This is a genomic window from Nostoc sp. UHCC 0302, assembly GCF_038096175.1.
Lineage (GTDB): Bacteria > Cyanobacteriota > Cyanobacteriia > Cyanobacteriales > Nostocaceae > UHCC-0302.
Genome location: NZ_CP151099.1, coordinates 916,518 through 938,011, shown reverse-complemented (window position 1 = coordinate 938,011; position 21,494 = coordinate 916,518). Strand labels below are relative to the sequence as shown.

20 protein-coding genes and 1 pseudogene are annotated in these 21,494 nt (G+C 39.6%); 13 read left to right on the top strand and 8 right to left on the bottom strand.

Going from position 1 to position 21,494, the window contains the following annotated elements; all coding sequences use genetic code 11:
- Nucleotides 1-52 precede the first annotated feature (52 nt).
- Nucleotides 53-352 (top strand): hypothetical protein, encoded by a 300-nt coding sequence (locus WKK05_RS03750; RefSeq protein WP_341528460.1) that lies wholly within the window; start codon nt 53-55, stop codon nt 350-352.
- 416 nt (nt 353-768) lie between these two features.
- Here the strand turns inward: WKK05_RS03750 and WKK05_RS03745 are convergent, their stop codons facing one another.
- Nucleotides 769-981 (bottom strand): hypothetical protein, encoded by a 213-nt coding sequence (locus WKK05_RS03745; RefSeq protein ID WP_341528459.1) that lies wholly within the window; start codon nt 979-981, stop codon nt 769-771.
- A 490-nt stretch (nt 982-1,471) separates the two neighbouring features.
- On the opposite strand from WKK05_RS03745, the gene glsA reads away from it, so the two are divergent.
- Together glsA and WKK05_RS03735 are read left to right on the top strand one after the other, a co-directional pair.
- Complete coding sequence (glsA, locus tag WKK05_RS03740; protein WP_341531015.1) at nt 1,472-2,488, top strand: glutaminase A; 1,017 nt, start codon at nt 1,472-1,474, stop codon at nt 2,486-2,488.
- A gap of 107 nt (nt 2,489-2,595) precedes the next feature.
- A complete protein-coding gene (locus tag WKK05_RS03735; protein WP_341528245.1) occupies nt 2,596-3,915 on the top strand; it encodes an IS4 family transposase in 1,320 nt (439 codons plus the stop codon).
- A gap of 639 nt (nt 3,916-4,554) precedes the next feature.
- On the opposite strand, the gene WKK05_RS03730 is transcribed toward WKK05_RS03735, so the two are convergent.
- Nucleotides 4,555-5,415: an oxidoreductase gene (locus WKK05_RS03730; RefSeq protein WP_341528458.1), complete on the bottom strand. Its 861-nt coding sequence runs from the start codon at nt 5,413-5,415 to the stop codon at nt 4,555-4,557.
- 279 nt (nt 5,416-5,694) lie between these two features.
- On the opposite strand from WKK05_RS03730, the gene WKK05_RS03725 reads away from it, so the two are divergent.
- The 3 genes from WKK05_RS03725 to WKK05_RS03715 are packed head-to-tail and all read left to right on the top strand — an operon-like array spanning nt 5,695 to nt 10,694.
- Nucleotides 5,695-7,017 carry an efflux RND transporter periplasmic adaptor subunit gene (locus tag WKK05_RS03725; protein ID WP_341528457.1) on the top strand — a complete coding sequence of 441 codons (1,323 nt, stop codon included), beginning with the start codon at nt 5,695-5,697 and terminating at the stop codon, nt 7,015-7,017.
- 21 nt (nt 7,018-7,038) lie between these two features.
- A complete protein-coding gene (locus WKK05_RS03720) occupies nt 7,039-7,569 on the top strand; it encodes an acylphosphatase (protein ID WP_341528456.1) in 531 nt (176 codons plus the stop codon).
- A gap of 11 nt (nt 7,570-7,580) precedes the next feature.
- Nucleotides 7,581-10,694 carry an efflux RND transporter permease subunit gene (locus WKK05_RS03715; protein ID WP_341528455.1) on the top strand — a complete coding sequence of 1,038 codons (3,114 nt, stop codon included), beginning with the start codon at nt 7,581-7,583 and terminating at the stop codon, nt 10,692-10,694.
- Nucleotides 10,695-11,229: 535 nt separating this feature from the next.
- Here WKK05_RS03715 and WKK05_RS03710 read toward each other — a convergent pair.
- The 3 genes from WKK05_RS03710 to WKK05_RS03700 form a co-directional block, all read right to left on the bottom strand.
- Nucleotides 11,230-11,709: a hypothetical protein gene (locus WKK05_RS03710; RefSeq protein ID WP_341528454.1), complete on the bottom strand. Its 480-nt coding sequence runs from the start codon at nt 11,707-11,709 to the stop codon at nt 11,230-11,232.
- A gap of 203 nt (nt 11,710-11,912) precedes the next feature.
- Nucleotides 11,913-12,398: a hypothetical protein gene (locus WKK05_RS03705; RefSeq protein ID WP_341528453.1), complete on the bottom strand. Its 486-nt coding sequence runs from the start codon at nt 12,396-12,398 to the stop codon at nt 11,913-11,915.
- Nucleotides 12,399-12,539: 141 nt separating this feature from the next.
- Complete coding sequence (locus WKK05_RS03700; RefSeq protein ID WP_341531014.1) at nt 12,540-12,827, bottom strand: sensor histidine kinase; 288 nt, start codon at nt 12,825-12,827, stop codon at nt 12,540-12,542.
- A gap of 4 nt (nt 12,828-12,831) precedes the next feature.
- Here WKK05_RS03700 and WKK05_RS03695 point away from each other — a divergent pair, with 4 nt between their 5' ends.
- Nucleotides 12,832-12,960 (top strand): hypothetical protein, encoded by a 129-nt coding sequence (locus tag WKK05_RS03695; protein WP_341528452.1) that lies wholly within the window; start codon nt 12,832-12,834, stop codon nt 12,958-12,960.
- A gap of 16 nt (nt 12,961-12,976) precedes the next feature.
- On the opposite strand, the gene WKK05_RS03690 is transcribed toward WKK05_RS03695, so the two are convergent.
- Nucleotides 12,977-14,119 (bottom strand): IS4 family transposase, encoded by a 1,143-nt coding sequence (locus WKK05_RS03690; RefSeq protein ID WP_341531013.1) that lies wholly within the window; start codon nt 14,117-14,119, stop codon nt 12,977-12,979.
- 101 nt (nt 14,120-14,220) lie between these two features.
- Nucleotides 14,221-14,898: a response regulator gene (locus WKK05_RS03685; RefSeq protein ID WP_341528451.1), complete on the bottom strand. Its 678-nt coding sequence runs from the start codon at nt 14,896-14,898 to the stop codon at nt 14,221-14,223.
- 189 nt (nt 14,899-15,087) lie between these two features.
- Between WKK05_RS03685 and WKK05_RS03680 the strand changes: the two genes are divergently transcribed.
- The 3 genes from WKK05_RS03680 (at nt 15,088) to WKK05_RS03670 (ending at nt 18,408) form a co-directional block, all read left to right on the top strand.
- Entirely contained in the window at nt 15,088-16,359 is a 1,272-nt protein-coding gene (locus WKK05_RS03680; RefSeq protein WP_341528450.1) for an HhoA/HhoB/HtrA family serine endopeptidase, read from the top strand.
- A gap of 257 nt (nt 16,360-16,616) precedes the next feature.
- A complete protein-coding gene (locus tag WKK05_RS03675) occupies nt 16,617-17,168 on the top strand; it encodes a hypothetical protein (protein WP_341528449.1) in 552 nt (183 codons plus the stop codon).
- A 241-nt stretch (nt 17,169-17,409) separates the two neighbouring features.
- A complete protein-coding gene (locus WKK05_RS03670) occupies nt 17,410-18,408 on the top strand; it encodes an RpoD/SigA family RNA polymerase sigma factor (protein ID WP_341528448.1) in 999 nt (332 codons plus the stop codon).
- Between the two features lie 39 nt (nt 18,409-18,447).
- Here the strand turns inward: WKK05_RS03670 and WKK05_RS03665 are convergent.
- Nucleotides 18,448-19,502, bottom strand: a pseudogene (locus tag WKK05_RS03665) (IS630 family transposase).
- Nucleotides 19,503-19,623: 121 nt separating this feature from the next.
- Here WKK05_RS03665 and WKK05_RS03660 point away from each other — a divergent pair.
- The 3 genes from WKK05_RS03660 to WKK05_RS03650 all read left to right on the top strand — a co-directional run bounded on the left by WKK05_RS03660 (nt 19,624) and on the right by WKK05_RS03650 (nt 21,425).
- A complete protein-coding gene (locus WKK05_RS03660; RefSeq protein WP_341528447.1) occupies nt 19,624-20,001 on the top strand; it encodes a TSUP family transporter in 378 nt (125 codons plus the stop codon).
- A gap of 202 nt (nt 20,002-20,203) precedes the next feature.
- The gene (locus tag WKK05_RS03655) at nt 20,204-21,040 is read left to right on the top strand and encodes a sulfite exporter TauE/SafE family protein (RefSeq protein WP_341528446.1); all 837 of its coding nucleotides are present in this window, start codon (nt 20,204-20,206) and stop codon (nt 21,038-21,040) included.
- 1 nt (nt 21,041) lies between these two features.
- On the top strand, nt 21,042-21,425 hold the full coding sequence (locus WKK05_RS03650; protein WP_341528445.1) for a DUF1634 domain-containing protein: 384 nt from the start codon (nt 21,042-21,044) through the stop codon (nt 21,423-21,425).
- Nucleotides 21,426-21,494: the final 69 nt, after the last annotated feature.

Sequence of the window (21,494 nt, the reverse complement as noted above, 5' to 3'; positions counted from 1 at the left end):
CAAGTGCTGTAATTACGTATTTACGAAGATATCAAAGTTTTGCCCCAAAGCTTTGAACAGTCTGGCTTTGGAATTTTCGGACAAGTCTAGTGCAAAATTAGAGGATGAAATAAACAGTATCCACGAGGAGTTAAACCAGCTACTGGGTACAAATATTCCTCTAGATCAGCCTTTTTATGGACAGATAACAATCAATACAGTTCAGCAATTTCAAAGAAATTATACTAATCCAGTTGATGGTCTTGCTAGTTTGACGGTTTGTGAGGAACTATACATGATCGCACAGAATAATCTAGCACAAACTACGCAATTACACCACACAGCAACTTCTACCTCTTTGCAACATACTTAATATAAATATATAAGTATGAGCGGGGCTTACATTTATATGTATGCCCCTACAACTGTTAAATTATACTTGTAATATTCAATATTCAAAAATTTGAATAAGTCATGAGATAAGAAACTAAAAATAATAATTATTATGATTAAATCTGGCTTTTTGTTAACCAAGCTTCTTTAATTGTTTAAATGTAGTGGTTGCGTCAGTAAAATCTACAAGATTAATATCCAAAATTTAAGTTAAGTAAGTAATAGAAAGCTTGATTAACAACTAATAATTAGATATTCTCCAATCTGAAGATATGCAAATTATAAAATTAAATAAATTCCGACTAATGCTGTTAGCCGGAATTTGGATCGAATTAAAGTCGAGATATTTGCATTCAGCTACACTTAGCAATGTTACTGCTAAGTGTAGCTGGTAGATTAAAATCTCCCTAACTCAGCACGAAGCAAGCGTTCTTCATGTCGCACTCTTTCCCAATGCCGAGGAAAAAACTCGTGGTGTAATCGGTGATCGATAACAATAGGTCTATGAACGGCAGGTACTACAATTATCTCCTCGGCAGATGCTTTCGATTGCAGGGCGGTCATTGCGAGTGGTAGAGCAAGTAAGATGCCAGTAAAGATACGTTTCATAATCAATTTTCCTGTTAATTTAAGTTTGAACAAAGCCGTGTATTCTGGCTTACATATTCAATATTGACCTTTATTCAATTCTTGAAGCATCAAGATAAGTAAGTTAGGCGAAACTTAAGTATGAAGTTAATAATTTGTAGTTCAATGTGTTGCGGTAAAGCACTTTATAACGTCAAATCAGCAGCCGTGCAAAATGTGGGTTACAGTCGTCAAAACAAGAAATATGAAGTCGTAAATCTGAAAAGGTCGCCGTATTTACACTATCGCTTTAAAGTTACTAACTTTTATTATCTTAGCGGCTAAATTGTCTTTCTTCACCCTCAAATACCCTGAGACATATAAGACTCAATATTAGTGAGATGCAATTTTGTATACATAATTGGAGAAGGATATGAAAGAGCCAAATCAGGGGAATTTACTCACTAATCGATATCTTCCAAAAGTAGATATAGCTCCAGAGCAAATGAATGTTGTAAACTCATTATCAGAAATGCCAAATAGCCTTCAGGATATAATCTCTCCATTGCATAATTATTTAATTGCACTACATCAAAAATATAAATTGCTAAAAGAAGGCAAAGTAGCAAACTATATCCCACAATTGGAAAGGGCTAATACAGATTGGTTTGGTATTTCTATAGTTAATACAGATGGGCAAATTTATTCAGTAGGAGACTACCAGCAAACATTTACTATCCAATCTATTTCTAAACCATTTGTCTACGGTCTAGCATTGGAGAATTATGGACGGGAGACTGTATTGAATAGAGTAGGGCTAGAACCGACTGGAGAGGCTTTTAACTCGATTGTTCTAGATCAAAAAAATAATCGTCCCTGTAATCCTATGGTAAATGCAGGGGCGATCGCCACTACTGATTTATTAACAGGTGATAATTGTACTGAAGGACTTCAACAAATAATAGAAATGTTTCGTCTTTACACAGGCCGGTGGCTTGATGTAGATATTCCTGTATTTTTATCAGAAAAAGCCACTGGGAGTAGAAATAAAGCGATCGCCTACCTGATGTATAATTCTGGGATGATTAGTGACAGGATTGAGAAAACTCTCGATATATACTTTCAACAATGTTCTATTTCAGTTACCTGCAATGATTTAGCGATGATGGGAGCAACTTTGGCTAATAAAGGAATGAATCCTATCACAGGAGAACAAGCAATCAAAAGCCATTATGTACAAGATATTCTTAGCCTGATGCATACCTGTGGAATGTATGATTTTGCTGGGGAATGGGCTTATAGAGTTGGACTTCCTGCTAAAAGTGGCGTTAGCGGCGGTATAGTTGCAGTCGTACCTGGAAAGTGTGGAATTGGTATTTTTTCGCCCCTTCTTGATGCTAAAGGTAATAGTATACGTGCGGTCAAAGTTTGTGAAGAACTTGCCAAAGATTTTGGGCTACATATATATGGTGCTGTGGAACCTACTTATGATCTCGCATTTTCGATGCAGCAGCCTTATCCCTTTCTCACAGCTACGTATAGCGGCTGAAGGTTGGGGGTAGGGGCCACGACTGTCATTAGTGTCAACTTAAGGAAAAAGTCAACAAGTAGAGGTAGAGTAGGGGAGTAGAGACAAAGACAAAAGGAGTTGTCAAAATGGCTACTCCCCGGATGAGAAAAGATGGCAATCCAGACTTAAGAAGACAAACACAACTGCCAGCACCAGCAATAGAAGAAATAGAAGCCCAGATATACGCACTACTAGAACCATCAAACTTTAAACCACTAAGAGATTCACCAGGACTAGACAACAAAAACTTAAGAGAAAGAAAATTAACATTACCAGTGATGATGGCAGTGGTAGTAAGTCTGGTGTATCGACAAATAGCCGGATTAAGCGAAGCAATCAGATTATTAGCCACAGAAGGATTAATGTGGGTAGAACCGATGTTAGTGAGTAAACAAGCACTCTCACAAAGGTTAAAGAAAATACCAGCAAAATTATTTGCACAAGTGTTTGAGCAAGTCATCGAAAAAATCCATGCCACCCCACAGGCAAATAGAATCCCACAGCAGTGGCAACAACTACATCAGACTTTTGGTGCAGTGTGGATAGCGGATGGGTCAACACTAGAAGAATTACGCAAAAAGTTAAAAGCATTATCAGACCAAACAACAGTGTTGGCAGGAAAAATGATGATGGTGGTAGAAGCGTTTACTCATGTACCGACCAAAATCTGGTACACGGAAGATAGCAAAGCTAATGACAAAATTTTTGCCCAGGAGCTATTAGAGCAACTGCCAACTGGCGGACTATTGATTTTCGATTTGGGTTTTTTCAAGTTTGGCTGGTTTGACCAGTTTACACAGCAGCAGAAGTTTTTCGTGACGCGATTGCGCGAAAAAACTTCTTACTTTGTGGTGCGCTGTTTATCAACTGGTGTTTACTATCGTGACGAAATCATCGATATGGGACAATATCGATCCAATCCTTGTCAGTATCCAGTTCGCTTAGTTTCTGTACTCTGGGGTAATAGTTGGTACTACTATTTGACCAATGTGCTTGACCCACAGTTATTATCTGCACAACAAGTGTGTGAACTCTACCGTTGTCGTTGGCGGATTGAAGATGCCTTTAAGCTGACTAAACGACTTCTGGGTCTGGCTTATATTTGGGTTGGCGACCGTAACGGGGTTCAGATTCAAATCTTTGCGACTGTGATTTTCTACACTGTTCTCAACAATTTATCTTCTCAAATCGCGTTCGCACTCGGTCAGCCACTTGAACGTATTTCTGTGGAAATGGTCTTTCGCAGTTTGTATTACTTTGCTGTGGCTGTTTTGCGTCGTGAAACTGATAATGTTGTTGACTATTTAGTTTCACATTACAAGCTTTTTGGTTTGCTTAAAGCCGAGCGCAAACGTCATCGTCAGATTCACTCGCGGTCGGCTCAAGTCTGGGCTGATGCTCCTTAAGTTGACACCAATGCACGACTGTAGGCCCCTACAAGATAAATGTATAAATAAATTAAAAAAGGTCTGCCGAAAGCAGACCCTCTGTAGTCGGAATATAGAGAGAAGCAGGATCTAAATGTTTATCAAAACAGAATTCAGTCCTTCTGACTCCAGAAGGACTGAATTCTGTGCGACTAGTGGTTCACCAACTCAAAATTGCTGTGTAGGTCGAGCAGGGGGAGAATTGGGGGGCAGGGGGAAAATTGGAAGAATATTGCTATTTTCTAAAAGCCTCTTCATCTTCCCCTGCAACGCCAGCCTCAAGAGCCTCCCTTGCTAAGCACAACGCTTGCGTTGTCTTGGCAGACTACTAGCGGATAGCGCAGCATAAAGCCTTCTCCCAAAGGGAGAGGCTACGCCAACGGAGGGCATGGCTTCGCTTAGAGCGAGTCCGCGTATCGCTAAAGCGAAAGCTCCGCTAACGTGCAGCGTCTCGAAGAGAGCGTCTGAATAAACGGGTTTAAAACCCCCTCCAAATCGTAGATTTGGTGGTCAACAAGAAAGTCGCGGGTCTGAATCCCCGACTGATAGCGCAACGTTAGGAGGAACGAGCGTCTTGATTCTGAATTCTGTATTCTGACTTCTGAATTCTTCTTCAATTTAAAATGCCACTTTTGCTTCATCAAATGCAGTGTGCATTGCAACAGGCTTCCATGCTTCTAGTTCTGTTCGCATAGCTGTTAGTTTATTTTCGATCATTGCTACAGCATCTGAACCCAAGACCAATCGCAAGGGAGGAGAGTCGCTGTTTATCACCTGGATCATTGCTTCAGCTGCTTTTATAGGATTGCCTAGTTGTTTACCATCTATCTGTTTTAGTAATTTGATAATTTCTGCGCTGCTGTTACCATAGTCTGAAATACACTGATTAGAAAGACTTAGCGATCGCCCGGTAAAATCCGTCCGAAATGCACCCGGTTCTACAATTGTGACTTTAATACCCAAGGAAGCGACTTCTTTTGCTAATGCTTCGGATAATCCTTCTAAAGCAAACTTGGTACTACAATAAATGCCTCCAGCTGCATTACTGACGAATCCACAGACGGATGAAAGATTAAGAATATGTCCAGAACGCTGATGACGCAGATATGGTAGTACAGCACGAATTACATTTAATACACCAAAGAAATTGGTTTCAAATTGTTGGCGAACATCGGTATCGCTAATTTCTTCGATCGCGCCCATCATTCCGTAACCCGCATTGTTAACTAAAATATCAATATGCCCGAACGTAGCGATCGCTTGATTTACAGCTTTTTGTACCTCATCAGGTTTAGTGACATCGAGCCGCAACGTTATTATCTGTCTGGGATACTGTGTTTCTAACTCTGCAAGTTGTTGGGGTTGACGAGCTGTAGCAACCACAATTTCACCTCGCTTTAAAACTGCCTCTGTGAGAGCGCGACCCAAGCCTGTAGAACTACCTGTAATCAGCCAAACACGTGAAGTTTGAGTTGACATAGGATTTCTCCTGAATGAGATTCAATTGATTTTCTTTCTTTTAAGAGACCATTTATAAAGTAAATCGCCTTTAATATTTAGTTTGTTGTTTATCAAATGATTTCATGGTGAACATAGATAAGTTAAGCGCTAAGATAAGATTTTTTTATTAAAATTGCACCCTATACGACTTAGATAACCTTTAATTTATTCATTAACTTTTTACTAATTTATTCATCTTCACCCTTAAGCTTTGGCTAGTACCTGAAACTGATCTTAAATAAAGGTCGGGTAACAGAAATGATGACTAAAAACATAATCATAAAACCTCCACCAAAATTTACGCCTCTACAAAAAGCTAGTTTGGGTCTACTGATATTAGGAATTGTTTGCTTTTCTAGTTGGGCTATTTTGGGTAAACGCTCCACGCAACCCAAAATAGATAATCACAAAGCTATACCTGTAGTTGTCACCAATGTAACTGAGGCAACAGTACCACTAGAAATCCGCAGCACAGGAACCGTTGAAGCGTACTCCACCGTATCAATTAAATCACTGGTTGATGGACAATTGATGGGAGTTTACTTTCAGCAAGGGCAGCAAGTCAAGAAAGGACAACTATTATTCAAAATTGACCCAACGCCTTTTCAAGCAGACTTAGCTCAAGCGATCGCAAAACAGGTACAAGCACAAGCACAAGTGCAGCAAGCGATCGCAAATCTGCAACAAGCTAGTGACCAAGTAACCCAAGCAAAAGCTACACGGACGAGAGATGCAGCCCAAGCACGCAATGCTGATACTGAAGCACAACGCTATACCCATTTATTCCAACAGGGGGCAGTCACTCAAGAACAAGCTCAACAATATCACACCAGTGCAGATGCAGATGAAGCAACTGTGGCTGCTGATCAAAGTGCAATTCGAGAAGCGATCGCGGCTGTGGGTTCAGCTAAGGCAAATGTGCAAAATGCCCAAGCGAATCTTAAAGCGGCTGATGCTGCTGTCAAAAGTGCTAAAACTCAACTTGCTTACACCACAATCTATGCTCCCATTAACGGGCAAACAGGTGATTTGCAAGTCGATCAAGGTAACTTGGTCAAGGCTAACGATACCAGTGGATTAGTCGTAATTAATCAAACTCATCCTGCTTACGTTTCCTTCTCGATTCCCCAGCAGCAATTACCGACACTTAAAAAATATATGGCTACGGGGAAGTTAGAAGTAGATGCGTTAGTACCAAATAATTCCGCACAGCCAATCAAGGGAGAACTAACTTTTGTAGATAATACCTTGGATGCTACGACTGGAACTATTCAACTGAAAGCTACCTTTAGCAACACTAAAAGACAACTATCACCAGGAGAATTTGTAGATGTGGTACTGAAATTAGCCCAATTACCTAATGTGATCATTGTCCCTTCCCAAGCATTACAAACTGGACAAAACGGGCAGTATGTGTTTGTTGTCAAACCTGACAAAACAGTAGCTGCCCGTCCTGTGAAAGTAGGGGATACCGTGGGCAACGAAACCGTTATTAATCAAGGACTCCAACCCGGTGAGCAAGTCGTCACCGATGGACAATTCAATCTTGCGCCTGGTGTATCTGTTGCTATCCACCAATAATAAATCAAACATTTGAAAGCCATGATTGCATATATTGTCAAGCATCTTCTCAAACAATTTTCCTGGGTAACGATCATTTTAATGATCGCCCTATTTACTTTTCAAAATGTGGTTCTAGCTGATGAACCACCAGCTACAGATTCTATGGTTGCACTTCACGGAATAATCACTGGCAAGGTACAAAAGGTAGGATTCCGGGCTTTTTTGTTCAAACTGGCGATCCAGTACAACTTGGCTGGTTGGGATCAAAATCTCAGTGATGGAACTGTAGAATTTATTTGGCAAGGACAACAACCCCGAATTGACCAAGCCATAGCAAAAATTCCTACAGGCGATACATCGGCAATTGTGAATCAGGTTTTGACTAAATCAATACCTGTTATTCCTGGACTAAATACTTTTGTTGTTCGGGGTTGGACTTCTGTTAGTCGTAATTATTTTCAACCCACTGATCTAACTTTTACGCTACGTGATGACAATAGCATCATCTCTGCAAAGGCAGCACAAAAAATTTACAAAAATACTATTCGCCCGATTGTAGGGGATAAGTAACATTACTAGCCATGAATATTACTTCTCTATTCATTCGCCGTCCAATCATGACCACCTTGGTGATGCTGGCGATTCTAGTTTTTGGGCTGATGAGTTATTTTATATTGCCCGTCAGCGACTTGCCAAGCATGGATTTTCCAACAATTTCGGTGTCTGCCAGTTTACCAGGAGCCAGTCCTGAAACAATGGCGGCATCAGTGGCAACGCCTTTGGAACAACAATTTTCTACAATTGCCGGCTTGGATTCTATGAACTCTACCAGTTCTAAAGGAAGTAGCCAAATCGTGCTGCAATTTAATTTGAGCCGAGATATTGATGGTGCAGCGCAGGATGTACAAGCAGCGATCGTCCAAGCAACTAAGCAATTGCCTAGCGATATGCCCAGTCCCCCATCATATAAGAAGGTGAACCCTGCACAACAACCTATTCTTTACATAACTCTCAGTTCGGATTTAGTACCACTTTCTGATGTGGATAAGTATGCAGAGGAGACATTAGCAGAACGTTTGTCAATGGTTGATGGGGTAGCGCAGGTTTTAGTCTACGGTTCTCAAAAATATGCAGTGCGGATCGAAGTTGACCCGCAATCGCTGAAAGCTAAAGGGTTAGGTATTGATGATGTTGCCAAAGCGATCGCTCAAAATAACTCTGATTTACCCACTGGGAATCTCTACGGTAATCACAAAAATTATACCGTTCAAGCTAATGGTCAACTGCTCAATGCTAACGACTATCGCAGCTTGACTGTCGCTTATAGCAATGGCGCACCAGTCCATTTAGGCGATTTGGGTCAAGTCTTTGATAGTGTGGAGAACGATAAAATTGCCAGTTGGTATTTTGCGAATCAGGGACAGATGGCGAAACGTTCGATTATTTTGGCAATTCAACGTCAGCCGGGAACCAACACCATCGAAATTGTAGATGCTGTCAAAGCATTGCTGCCGAGTTTGCGATCGCAGATTCCCACTGCTGTGAATATGGATATTTTCTATGATCGCTCTCAAAATATCCGCGACTCAGTGAATGATGTCAAATTCACATTATTACTCACTATTTGCCTGGTGGTGTTGGTCATCTTTCTGTTTCTGCGAAACCTGCGTGCTACCTTAATCCCCAGCGTGACTGTACCTTTATCTTTGGTGGCTACTTTTGCAGTTATGTTACTGCTGGGGTTTTCTTTAGATACACTTTCTCTCATGGCGTTAACCTTGAGTGTGGGTTTCGTGGTAGATGACGCGGTGGTGGTGTTAGAAAACATTGTTCGTCACATGGAAATGGGCGAAAGTCGTCTGCAAGCAGCGATTAACGGCTCAAAAGAGATTGGCGGCACAATTATTTCCATGACTTTATCCCTAGTGGCAGTTTTCATTCCCATGTTATTTATGCCGGGTATTTTGGGAAGACTATTCCACGAATTTGCCGTTACCATTGCCGCCGCTATTCTGGTTTCCGGTCTTCTCTCCCTCAGTTTAACGCCGATGTTGTGCAGCAGATTTTTGCAATCAGAACATTACCAAGCAGAGGAAGAAAAAGAAATTGATCATAAAACTCAAAATTTTTCCTTACGTTTCTACGCTTGGAGTCTGCGAAAGTCCCTAAAATATCACCGCACAACGATGATTCTTTCTGGTGCGATTTTGTTAGCAACAATATATTTATTTGTTGTCGTTCCGAAGGGCTTTCTTCCTAGCGATGATAACGGATTAATTCTTGCCCAAACCCAAGCAGCTCAAGATATTTCTTTTGGCGATATGATCAAACACCAAGAGGCAGTGGCTAAGATCATTCGCAATGACCCAAATATAGATGTCCTCAACTCAATTGTGGGGTCATCGGTTACAGGCACAGCAGGTAATAACACCGGGATTATCGTCATTCGCTTGAAACCGACTTCCCAACGACATCTCAACGCTGATGAGGTGATTCAGGAATTGCAACCAAAAGTGTTACGGGAACCGGGAATTAAAACCTTCTTAATCAATCCGCCACCTATTAACATTGGTGGTAAGCAGACAAATGCTCAATATCAGTTCACCTTAGAAAGCACGAACTTACAAGACTTGTATAAATATACGCCGATTTTGCAAGATAAACTCAGCAAAATTCCAGGGTTGCAGGATGTCAACAGCGATTTGCAAATAGATAATCCCCAGGTGAATGTAGACATTAACCGCGATCGCGCTAATGCCCTTGGTCTAACTGCCGAGCAAATTGAAACTGCCTTGGGTGATGCCTACGGTACTTTGCAAGTTTCCACTATTTATGCCCCAGATAATGAGTATGAAGTCATACTAGGGTTGTTACCGCAGTATCAACAAGACCCGGATGCCCTGAATTTGCTTTCGATTCATTCTTCTAATGGTAAGCTTGTCCCCTTAAATGCAGTAGCCACCTTAACCAAAGGTGTAGGTTCGTTAACTGTCAATCACCAGGGACAACTCCCAGCCACAACCATCTCGTTTAATCTCAAGCTAGGCGTATCTCTAGGAGAAGTGACGGACAAAATCCAACAAGTCGCCCATGACACCTTACCTGCAAACATTAGTACCAGCTTTCAGGGCTCAGCCCAAGCTTTTCAATCTTCAATTGCTGGATTGGGGTTGCTGTTGCTAGTGGCAATTTTGGTAATTTACATCGTGCTGGGCATTCTCTATGAAGACTACATCCACCCGCTGACAATTTTATCGAGCTTACCTTCTGCTGGGTTTGGCGCACTACTCACGTTAATGTTGTTCCGCATGGATCTCAACGTTTACGCTTTTATTGGCATCATCTTACTTGTGGGCATTGTCAAGAAAAACGGCATTATGATGATTGACTTTGCAATGGAAACCCAACGTCATACAAATAAGTCGCCCCGTGATGCTATTTACGAAGCTTGTTTAGTACGCTTCCGCCCAATTATGATGACTACAATGGCGGCTTTAATGGGTACACTGCCAATTGCCCTTGGTTTGGGCGCTGGTGCAGAATCACGCCGACCCTTGGGGATGGCTGTAGTGGGTGGTTTGCTATTTTCCCAATTGCTGACGCTGTATATTACTCCTGTGTTCTACACTTACATGGAAGCACTGCGGAGAAGGTTGGAAAACAGCAGCCATGAGAAACATTTACAAATATTGTAAGAACCTGACTATCTGGACTACTTATATAGCAATATAGCAATCTTAAATGAGTTATGAAAATTATCAAACCGCCTTCTCTGCAAGAGGCTTCCGGCCTCACAGAGAAGAGCGCCTTTCCAACGAAGACGCTACGCGAACGCCTTGGTCTTGTTCGCTGCCTTCGTCTCCATTGGCGTAGCCTCTCCCTTTGGGAAAAGGAGAAGAGAAGAAGGGAAGAAATCCCCAAGTGATGTAGGACTGCTATCTGCTATATAGAATAATATTTAATTTTTGAAATACACGTAGTTATGCGTCTAGCTAACGCACGGCCCAAAGAGTTTGGTGCGTTACGCTACGCTACGCGATAACACACCCTACATATACTACATATACTTAGATTTTTTCAAAAATCAAATCAGATTGCTATAGATGGAAAAAGCACTATCTTTTTTGTTAGAGATAGTGCTTTATTTTTACTTTACTAAATTACAGTGTATTTCAGTTGGTGAAGTACAAAAATTAGGTCTTAAAGCCAAGTGTAAGAACTGTTTTACTTCTAAATTCTGTTGTATTCTGATGTAACTGGTGTACCAAAAAATTTCTCAATGTTTTGGGGCTGAGTAAATTCTAAGTATTCAGGAACAAGTCCAGGTGGTAGGAGTTCGAGTAGCAATTGATTCTCAATCCAGAACTCAACTACTTTGAAAGGGCCGTGATCGCACAGTTGTGTAAACCATCCTTCTTGCCTAGCAATTTGCTCAATGCGTTCCTGATCAACAGGGACAGAAATTGCCGCATGAAACGGCGATAGTTTAGAAGAGACCGCATTTTTGACAATATCTCGATGTCCAGCATTAGGAACTAATTGAGTTCCTAATGGATAAATTTCAATTGCCGTACCATGCTCATCAAAATCCATCACGATGTAGCTTTCTAAAACAGGGGCGAATGAATAGACCTTGCCATTCCAAATTTCTGCTAAAGCATTAGCAACCCGAAGTGGATTTTTGGCTGGAATTGAAATGTGGTGAATCATAGTTAACCTCTAAATATTTGATGTTTTAATTGTTATAATTCACGTAAATATTTCTCGTGAATTTAGTTTAAATGCTCTCAGTTCACAGATATAGCAGTTTGCAAGTGAATGAAGTAAAAAAGCTATATATGAAGCCTTTCTACTTCTTAATCCTGACGAGTTACACCTTTGTTTTGCTGTAGCTGTAAATTAAAAGAACAACTTTAGTAGTTGTCCTGAATCAAATCATCAATCGTATCTCTACCAGCCGCGATCGCTGTATAATGTTTGGCTTGATTAATATCAGCTTCGGCTGTGTTACGCCAACCAACAACAAAGTTATTATCTTCCTCTCCAGATAAATCTTTGTCTGCACGACGCAATAGTTTATAAATAGCCCGAAATTTATCGTGATGATTTAACGAGGTATCTACTTGTGGATAATAATCGATATTCTTGCCGTCTAAAACTCCGGCTATGTCAATATCTCGAATAGCCTGATGAACTTTTTGGGTAGCTAGTCTTGCTTCTTGAGTCACATTACATTCATCTGGGGTTTGCAGCAGTAATTCTGCTTTACGTAGGTCACTGCGTGCATGAAGATACAAAGGGTGATTACCAGGAATATCTGCTAAAGCAATGCCGTGACCGAAAGAAACTGTTAACAGTCCAGTTAAAAGAGTAATCGCACTAATTTTACGGGTCATCATAATTTTGATTAGAGCTATTTTGTAGCTCGACGAATTGACTTTCATTTCTAGTGTCGATTTAAAAAAATCAATTCGGGATGAAGATAGATAAGTTATGGAAAAGTTAGTAAGGACGCACATCTGTGCGTCCTTAGATTGGTGTCAAATTTCTATAATCACAACTGTACCTTGCGGTTGATTATCTTCAATTGTAATTATGCCACCGTGAGCCTCAGCAACCATTTTGCAAAATGCTAAACCCAAACTAATTTGTGAAATGCTACTCATCAAACTTCCTGGTTCATATTGAGCAAGAATTGATTGGCGCAAATCTATATTTATGCTTGTACCTTCATCAATCACACGAATAATCGCTTGTCTCACAGATTCAATAGTATCTGGATAATCAATTTTTAGTGTAATTGTACTGTCTGGGGGAGATGACTGGATTGCATTGGCAATTAGATTATCAAGTAAACGATGGAATAACTCAGCATCAATGGTTAACCAGCGTCCTTGTTTTGGTAATTTACTAATAAGTTGGATTTGTTTAGAATTAGCGATCGCCTGGAAGTTTGCTTGAGGGGGGACAAAAAGGGCTAGAATGCAGATAAAATAAGCCTCATAGCCCTTTCTCCTTGTTGATAATACTTACGCTTATTAGGAGCTAGTGTCATTAACTCAGCCACCAATTCATAAGAATTTTCCATGAAATCGACCCAGTTAGACCCATATAATCCAATATAAAAACTGCTATGACGGCGAACTGTCCGCCCAGATTCTTTAATTCTGCCTACATATTTTTGAACACCCATGCGTTTAATTTTTTGACCAGATATAGTTGCAGCCGTGTATGCAAGTGAGATTAATAATATTAGGGAAATTAGCCTTTGACCTGATACATTAGTATCTTCTAAATTATAACCACCGCTTTTAAAATCTCTAAACATTTCCTCAATATCAAAACGTTGTTTATAAGCCTTAATAGCCGAATCTAAATCATCTAAATTAGTCAGAATAAACCAGCCCTCTTCCGGCGCAACTCCAAAACGTTTCCGTTTCCATTTAGTAGCGAGATTAAAGCTAACAAACCCTTGAGATTTCGTATATTTAATACCTTGGTAAAAGAAGGAAAGACCAGGTGCTAAACCCAAATCTCTTAATTGCAGCCAAATTTCTGGTTCTATTTCTATAAATGCGTCCTTTTTTAAGCGTAAGCAGAAATATACTTTCTGCTCTGTGAGCCAGTTAGCCAACTTTATTGAACAAAATTCTCGGTCTCCTAACACTACAATTTTATAATCCTTGAAAATCGGTAATGCTTTTTTAAATACTGCTTCTTGTTCATCAAAATTACTTGAGCCTAACTTGTCTAATAGCTCAAAATATATTGGGATAGACCTTTTGTCCCAAACCACGCTAATCATTAATAGATTAATGCATCCCCAATTAGTCCGATCTATAACTACATAAATAACTTCATTTAAAGGAAAATTTATTTCTAGCCAGCTTTTGATAATTGGAAACCAAATTTCTTCAACATTGATGTAATTTAAAGATAAAAATCGCTGAAGTTTTTTCCTTCTACTTTCAAATAGTATTGGTATTGGTAAAGCAGTCGCTAGCGCCTCAAGGCTAACAGTTTTAATAGATTGTAATAAACAGATAAGGAGTTTTAGTAATAAGTATTCAGTACGTCCAAGCTCTCGCTTGAGGTGTGTCTCGTAGAATTCTGGTAATATTATCATTAAATAGAGCTTATTGCGAATGAATGCTCTTTTTGTTTTACCACAAATTGCTACACTCGTTGCCCTATATCTATTTCAGGGTATTTCGTATCCCCTCAAGGGAAGTTTGCTACTACTACTTCTACCAATTCATTGAAGTCTACTTCTACCCGATTTAATACCAGTCTGCCAGATTCCATCTTTGCCAATCGCAGCAAACCGCTAATGATGCCATCAATTTCCAATCCGGCGGCGTGTACCATTTCGGCGCGTTCTTTGTCTTTTGGTTCCAAGTGACTTTGCAGTAGTAAGTGGCTCCCTAGTAACAATGTAGACATCGGTTGGCGTAAATCTTCCACCACAAGTTTAGATAAATCTCGTCGCAGGTTAACACTGGCTTGCAGTGCGTCGTATTGTTGCTTAATTCTCAGCATAGAACGAACACGGGCCCGTAACTCCACCCCATTTACGGGTTTGGTGAGAAAATCATCAGCGCCAGCAGCAAGCGATCGCGCTAAGTCTTCTTTGGAGTCCAGTGCTGTCACAATGATGATAGGAATTGGTTTCCAGTTGGAATTTGCCTTGATCCGGCGACAAGTTTCAATACCATCGATTTCTGGCATCATCACATCTAACAGGATGACATCGGGTAGACTCGATTCTAATTGGTTGAGGATTGCTTTACCACTGTTGAAGTAAGTTAGGTGATGACCTTCCCGACGTAGTAGCAACTCAATTACTTCAAAACCATTCGGTTCATCGTCTACCACCCACACAGACTGTTTGCGTTCCATAACAATAATTGTGCAGATTAATAAATAAATGCTGGTAGGGGCGCACAGCTAGCTGTACGTTCCTAATATGCAAATCTATTTCTTAAGTTTTCACTAACTTATCTATCTTCGCCCAAAAGCCTCTGTCAAAAACCGAAACTTGTAACCAAGAGAAACGAAAAACATCAATTCACAGAGGATTTATAGGTTATGAAGATAGTAAACCAGGATTTTGAACATGATCCACATCCATTAGCTGATGTAGATTCAAATTTACCAACATCGCAACTTGACCAATCACAGCAAAATACTTGGAAAAAACCTCTCACTTATTTGGGATTAATATTAGCAGGTGCAGGTATCACAGTTGCAAGCCTGCGATTGCAGCCGCATTTTCAAGTATTGCAACCTTCGCTACCAGCAACAGCAAGTCAACCATCTGTGAACTTAGCGACAGATAGCAATCCTAATTTTATTACCGCAGTAGTTAATCAAGTTGGTTCTGCCGTAGTACGAATTGATTCCACACGCACAATCAAAAATCCCAATGCCGCTATTTTTAACGATCCTTTAATTCAGCAGTTTTTTGGCTATAACTTGCCAAAAGTGCCATCTCAAGAAATCGAACGGGGTATTGGTTCTGGTTTCATCATTGATTCTAATGGAGAAATTCTCACAAATGCCCATGTGGTTAATGGCGCTGATACGGTGAGTGTCACCCTCAAAGATGGACGTAGTTTTAAAGGGAAAGTTATGGGTGCTGATCCAGTGACAGATGTTGCTGTGGTGAGAATCCAGGCCGATAATTTATCGGCAGTAAAGTTAGGTGATTCTAACAAGTTGCAACCAGGAGCATGGGCGATCGCGATCGGTAATCCCCTTGGTTTAGATAATACAGTAACTCATGGCATTATTAGCGCTACAGGCCGCTCTAGTACTCAGGTAGGAATGCCTAATGAACGTGTTGATTACATCCAAACTGATGCGCCAATTAATCCTGGTAACTCAGGTGGGCCATTACTTAATGCTTCTGGCCAAGTAATTGGCATCAACACAGCGATTATTCAGAATAGCCAAGGTTTGGGCTTTGCTATACCTATTAATACCGCCAAGAAAATTACTACACAATTAATCACCACAGGCAAAGTTACTCATCCTTATCTCGGTATTCAGATGTTAACACTAACACCAGAGGTAAAAGAGCAAATTAACAGTGATCCCAATTCACCCATTACTGTTGAAGAATCTCAAGGTGTACTAATAGTTAAAGTTGCACCCAAATCACCAGCGAATACAGGTGGAATCCGTGCAGGTGATGTGATTGTCAAAGCAAATAATCAAACGATTACTAATGCTGAAGAACTACAACAAGCTGTAGAAAATACTTCTGCTGGCAATAACCTGCAATTAAAAATTTTGCGAAATGGAGAAACTCTCAATCTAAATCTCCGTCCCAAAGTATTACCTGCAAACGCCAAATAAAAACAACTGCGTTAACAGTTGCTACCAATTGCCTACATCAGCAGGTATGAAAATATATTTTTTTCATCACTAATGACGCCGCTTGCAACAACTTTGGAAAGTTTGCAACGCCCTATTCCTCAATATCACATTTTCAAGCCAGCTATCAACAACTGTAAATTTATACATTCTTGATTCTGCTTGATTATCATCCTAGCATTGCCTAAATCTTATCTTGCTCAAATGTTCACACATTACTCCATTAAGAGAACAAAGCCATGAATCTTTCTGGAATAAATTACAATATTGCTTCTTTGATTTTTCCGATAGGTCTATTAATTATATTGATAGGAATTAGATATATAGCGACAACCCGTGTAATAGGAAGTCAAAAGGCTAATAAAGAGCTACTTAATACTCTCCCGTGGGTTTTATTTGGATTCATATTTGGATTTTTCATTGCTCGATTTGGAAAGTATAAATGGTTAACTTTTCTGATTTTATATGAAGTGTATTTTATCAGCTATCTGATATATCTATTAACCTGGCACTGGCGTAAAAAACAAGCTGGTTATTTAATAGCAAATCTTGGATGGTTTTTAAGCAATAAGCGCTTAGTCTGGTTGAATTTAGTTAGTGTACTGTTTGCCGCTATATACTCTGCTTTGTTTCTTCATCAAGATTTAACAAAAGGTTCGATTTATAGAATTTTTGATAGCTCTCATTTAGGCGGAATAATAGTTGTCTGGTCTGTAGTAATTATCTCTAGTTCCCGTGAATTAAGTAAATTAGGATACACAGATTATGCTCACAATAATTGTACTATTTGAATTTGTGTTTGTAATTGGATTAATGTTATTTAGTGGATTCATTTTGAGTTCATCAAAATAGAGTTTAGAAGCCAGAGTTTAGTATGAACCCTGTAGTAATATCGGATGTAGCTTGCTTCCCGTAGAAATATAAACGGCATTTTTCATCCTTACTAAATATACAGATTTGGTGTTCTATCCTTCGAGTTCTCCGTTCGCTTCCTTTACCAACCTACAAAAAAATTAAAGAGGACTGAATTTTATGAATATCTTAAAATTTCTCCCAACTGAAATTGACAATAATCAAAAAAAATCTCCAAAACTAAATGATAGCGTGCGTAATTATCTAGAAGAAATAGGGCGAGTAACTTTGTTAACCTATGAACAAGAAATTAATTTTGCTCAGCAAGTGCAGCAGATGATATATTTACTAGCGGCTAAAAAAGAACTAGCTGTGCAATTACAGCGTGAGCCGATATTACAAGAATGGGCTGAATATTTGAATATAGATGTCGTTCTACTGCAACAACAACTAAATTTAGGACAAAAAGCCAAGCAAAAAATGCTTCAAGCTAATCTGCGATTAGTAGTTTCAATAGCGAAGAAATATCAGCAACGGAACCTAGAGTTTTTAGATTTAATTCAAGAGGGAAATTTAGCTTTAGAACGAGGAATTGATAAATTTGATCCGAATCGTGGTTACAAGTTTTCTACTTACGCTTACTGGTGGATTCGTCAAGGAATTACACGAGCGATCGCTCAAAAAAGTCGCACTATTCGTTTACCAATTCACGTATTTGAAAAACTCAATAAAATTAAACGTGTACAGCGAGAATTATCACAAGGATTAGGCCGTATTCCTAATACTAGTGAAATTGCTACAGCTTTATCTTTAACACCTAGTGAAGTTAGAGAATGCTTACACATGACCCGTAAACCTATGTCTTTAGAAATGCGAATTGGATCACATCAAGATTCAGAATTACAAGACATTCTAGAAGATAGTGGACTCTCTCCCGAAGATTACGTTGTTGAAGAATCTCTACAACACGATTTAGAAAAATTGTTAGCAAAGTTATCTCCCCAACAACGTGAAGTATTAAGTTTGCGCTTTGGCTTAAAAGATGGACATGAACTTTCTTTAGCACAAATTGGTCAGCAAATGGGTATAAATCGAGAACGGGTACGGCAAATAGAACAACAGGCTCTCAAAATCCTGAGACAAAATAAAGGATTGGTAAGTATTTATCTTGCTAACTAAGTAAGTCGGGGAGAAAATTTATAAGTATGTAACAAAGAATTAAGCAGAGGAATCAGAGTTAAATCTTACACGTTGCGTACTGTAGTTTCCTTTTTCTCCTCTTGTTTGAATTCCATCGATGACATCATAAGCAAGGTCTAATTCATCCTCAAAAGTTTTCGAGGCTAGTTCATCTTTTTTGAGGTGTTGCCATTCCAATTCAATCGGGTTCATTTCCGAACAGTATTTAGGTAGAAAGAAGATGTACAAACCCATCTCTTCCCACTTTGTCCATAACTCCTGCACTGCTTTACAACGATGTATTGGGCCGTTATCCTGCACTATGACTCTTATGCGTCCCGTTTTTTGTGCTTCTAGTGCTTCAAGCTCCATCATTTAAATATAAGATTTGCATGAAACGCCTCCAATTACCAGACCATAAACGAAACTAATTAACGGTTGAAGAAAGCCAATAATACTTAACCTTCGACCTCGACGCTTGCTCTGCTCTAAACGTTTTTGTTTGCCTCGGAAGTAGTAGCTGTAACTCGGTTCACTCCAAGCACAAAACCCTGATTCATCTAGATACTTTAAATCGATTTCTCCGGCGGCCGCAGACAATTCCAACATTTCCAAATCTGCTTGTTTAACTTGCTGTACTACTGGATCTTGTTTTCCTTTATGGCTTTTCCTCGTTCGTTTCCAAATGATCCCCTTTTTTTTAGTACCTGCCTTAACCAGTCAGGACTCAACGTTATCGAGCGTTCTTGTTCTAATCTTTGGGCTAATTGAACGCTGTTATATGTACGAGGTTCTTTCTCTAAACATTCTTCTAAGAACACCATGTCATCTTCCGTCCACCTTGATTTTCCTCCTCGCCCTGGTTTCTCCCAAAGTCCCTCTAAACCAAGATGCTCCCATCTATGCAAAACTTCTCGCACTGTTTGTGCTGTCCAATTAAAGTGAGCCGCTATCTTCTCTACGTACCAACCATGTGCGCTCAATCTAATAACTTCTGCTCTGTCTTTAACTTTCTGGGGTACATCTGCCGTTCTCAGGTTGAACAAAGTTCTATCTTGCTCACGAGTTAGAAATACCCTTAAACGGCTGCCCATAACCCTGTTACCTTGGTAGATACATTTATGTATTTACTTATCTTTACACAGTTTGTTTTTTTCACATTGTTCTACTTAATTTTAATATTTGTTATGTAATCAATTAAGGAGGATGCTTGCTATGGCTAACATTTTAATTTGTCTCATTTTAGGATTGGTGGCAGGCATTATTAGTGGCATGACAGGAATCGGCGGCGGTATTATTATTTTGCCAGCTTTGATGTTTTTTTTAGGTTTTTCTCAACATTTAGCACAAGGAACTACACTAGCATTACTTGTTTTACCAATAGATTTATTAGCAGCATGGACATATTATAAACAGGGTGATGTAGATATCAAAGTAGCCGCAATATTGTGTTTGGGATTTATTTTTGGGGGATGGCTTGGTGCAAAAATTGGCTTAAGTTTACCTAATGAGATTTTGAACAAAGGTTTTGCATTTTTATTGCTTATCAGCGCAATGAGAATTCTATTGCTATCTCATTCAGAATCACTGTGATAGGCATAAGTATTCCTGGGTAGAAAAGGATTAGTAAGTTATCTCTTGTATAATACAAGCGTTGTCATCAAGCTTCTAAATAATTAAGACCCTTTCCAGAAATATTTGCAAGAGATAAATCATCTGTAGAGGTGTACAAAAGGACACCCCTACTATTTCGTCAAACGGTATAATTTGTCCTTAATAGCGAAGGTGGTATCGCTTGAATATTCTAGAATTTACCTTATTAGTTTGGTTTGGTTCTACCACTGCTGGATTTTTGGGAGCATTAACAGGTTTGGGGGGTGGGGTGGTACTAGTTCCCCTATTAACTTTGGTATTTAACGTTGATATTCGTTACGCAATTGGTGCATCTTTAGTATCTGTAATTGCCACATCTTCCGGCGCGGCTTCTGCTTATGTCAAAGAAGGCTACACGAATATACGCTTGGGGATGTTCTTGGAAGTCGCAACCACATTTGGCGCGATCGCAGGGGCAATCATCGCCGCTTATACTCCTACTAGAATACTAGCTGTGGTGTTTGGCGTTATCTTACTTTGCAGTGCCTACCTCTCACGTCTACCCCACTCAGAACACCAAGATAATAAACCTCTTGACCCTCTAGCAACTCGTTTGCGGTTAAACAGCACTTACCCCACTCCTGAAAGAGAACAAGCTTATAACGTCCATGCTGTAAGAGCGGGTTTTAGTCTCATGTTTGTTGCTGGCATCCTTTCTGGTTTATTGGGTATTGGTTCCGGCGCACTCAAAGTATTAGCAATGGATCAGTTTATGCGGATTCCATTTAAGGTTTCCACTACTACCAGCAATTTTATGATTGGGGTGACAGCTGCCGCTAGTGCAGGAGTTTATTTAAAACGAGGTTACATTGATCCGGGTTTAGCAATGCCTGTAATGTTGGGTGTACTTTTAGGAGCATTATTAGGGGCAAAGGTACTAGTCAGAGCCAAAGTCGGAATTTTAAGAACTATTTTTAGTCTGGTAATTTCACTTTTGGCAATTCAAATGATTTATAACGGTCTGACTGGGAGAATTTAATATGCTATCAAATAGACAAAATGTAAGTGAAAGACAATTTGAAATATTAATTAGCAACCTTTTAAAATATGGGGTAATTCTTGCTACTGCTGTAGTTTTTATTGGGGGAGTTTTGTACTTAATTCGTCATGGTAGCGAGACTCCTAATTATCAAATATTTCGTAGTGAACCTTCTTATTTCCGTAATCCTGAAGCAGTGGCAACAGCAGCTTTTTCAGGTCGCCGTCGTGGAATCATCCAACTTGGATTACTATTATTAATAATTACTCCTGTTGCTAGAGTAGCTTTTTCCTTAGTAGCTTTTATGCGACAGAGAGATAGTACCTATATTGTTGTGACGCTAATTGTTTTGGCAGGCTTACTCATCAGTCTCAGCGGGAATTAATAAATTAAATTAATTTAGAAGCGTACCTACTGTCTTTTGCTAAAAGGCTAGAAGTGGTATATTGCACTT

Bases quoted from the DNA above. Each gene is read 5' to 3' on its own strand.
- WKK05_RS03715 (WP_341528455.1), top strand. From the start codon at position 7,581: ATGAATATTACTTCTCTATTCATTCGCCGTCCAATCATGACCACCTTG.
- WKK05_RS03710 (WP_341528454.1), bottom strand. From the start codon at position 11,709: ATGATTCACCACATTTCAATTCCAGCCAAAAATCCACTTCGGGTTGCT.
- WKK05_RS03650 (WP_341528445.1), top strand. From the start codon at position 21,042: ATGCTATCAAATAGACAAAATGTAAGTGAAAGACAATTTGAAATATTA.
- WKK05_RS03660 (WP_341528447.1), top strand. From the start codon at position 19,624: ATGGCTAACATTTTAATTTGTCTCATTTTAGGATTGGTGGCAGGCATT.
- WKK05_RS03680 (WP_341528450.1), top strand. From the start codon at position 15,088: ATGAAGATAGTAAACCAGGATTTTGAACATGATCCACATCCATTAGCT.
- WKK05_RS03670 (WP_341528448.1), top strand. From the start codon at position 17,410: ATGAATATCTTAAAATTTCTCCCAACTGAAATTGACAATAATCAAAAA.
- WKK05_RS03725 (WP_341528457.1), top strand. From the start codon at position 5,695: ATGATGACTAAAAACATAATCATAAAACCTCCACCAAAATTTACGCCT.
- WKK05_RS03705 (WP_341528453.1), bottom strand. From the start codon at position 12,398: ATGATGACCCGTAAAATTAGTGCGATTACTCTTTTAACTGGACTGTTA.
- WKK05_RS03745 (WP_341528459.1), bottom strand. From the start codon at position 981: ATGAAACGTATCTTTACTGGCATCTTACTTGCTCTACCACTCGCAATG.
- WKK05_RS03730 (WP_341528458.1), bottom strand. From the start codon at position 5,415: ATGTCAACTCAAACTTCACGTGTTTGGCTGATTACAGGTAGTTCTACA.
- WKK05_RS03675 (WP_341528449.1), top strand. From the start codon at position 16,617: ATGAATCTTTCTGGAATAAATTACAATATTGCTTCTTTGATTTTTCCG.
- WKK05_RS03735 (WP_341528245.1), top strand. From the start codon at position 2,596: ATGGCTACTCCCCGGATGAGAAAAGATGGCAATCCAGACTTAAGAAGA.
- WKK05_RS03720 (WP_341528456.1), top strand. From the start codon at position 7,039: ATGATTGCATATATTGTCAAGCATCTTCTCAAACAATTTTCCTGGGTA.
- WKK05_RS03685 (WP_341528451.1), bottom strand. From the start codon at position 14,898: ATGGAACGCAAACAGTCTGTGTGGGTGGTAGACGATGAACCGAATGGT.
- glsA (WP_341531015.1), top strand. From the start codon at position 1,472: ATGCCAAATAGCCTTCAGGATATAATCTCTCCATTGCATAATTATTTA.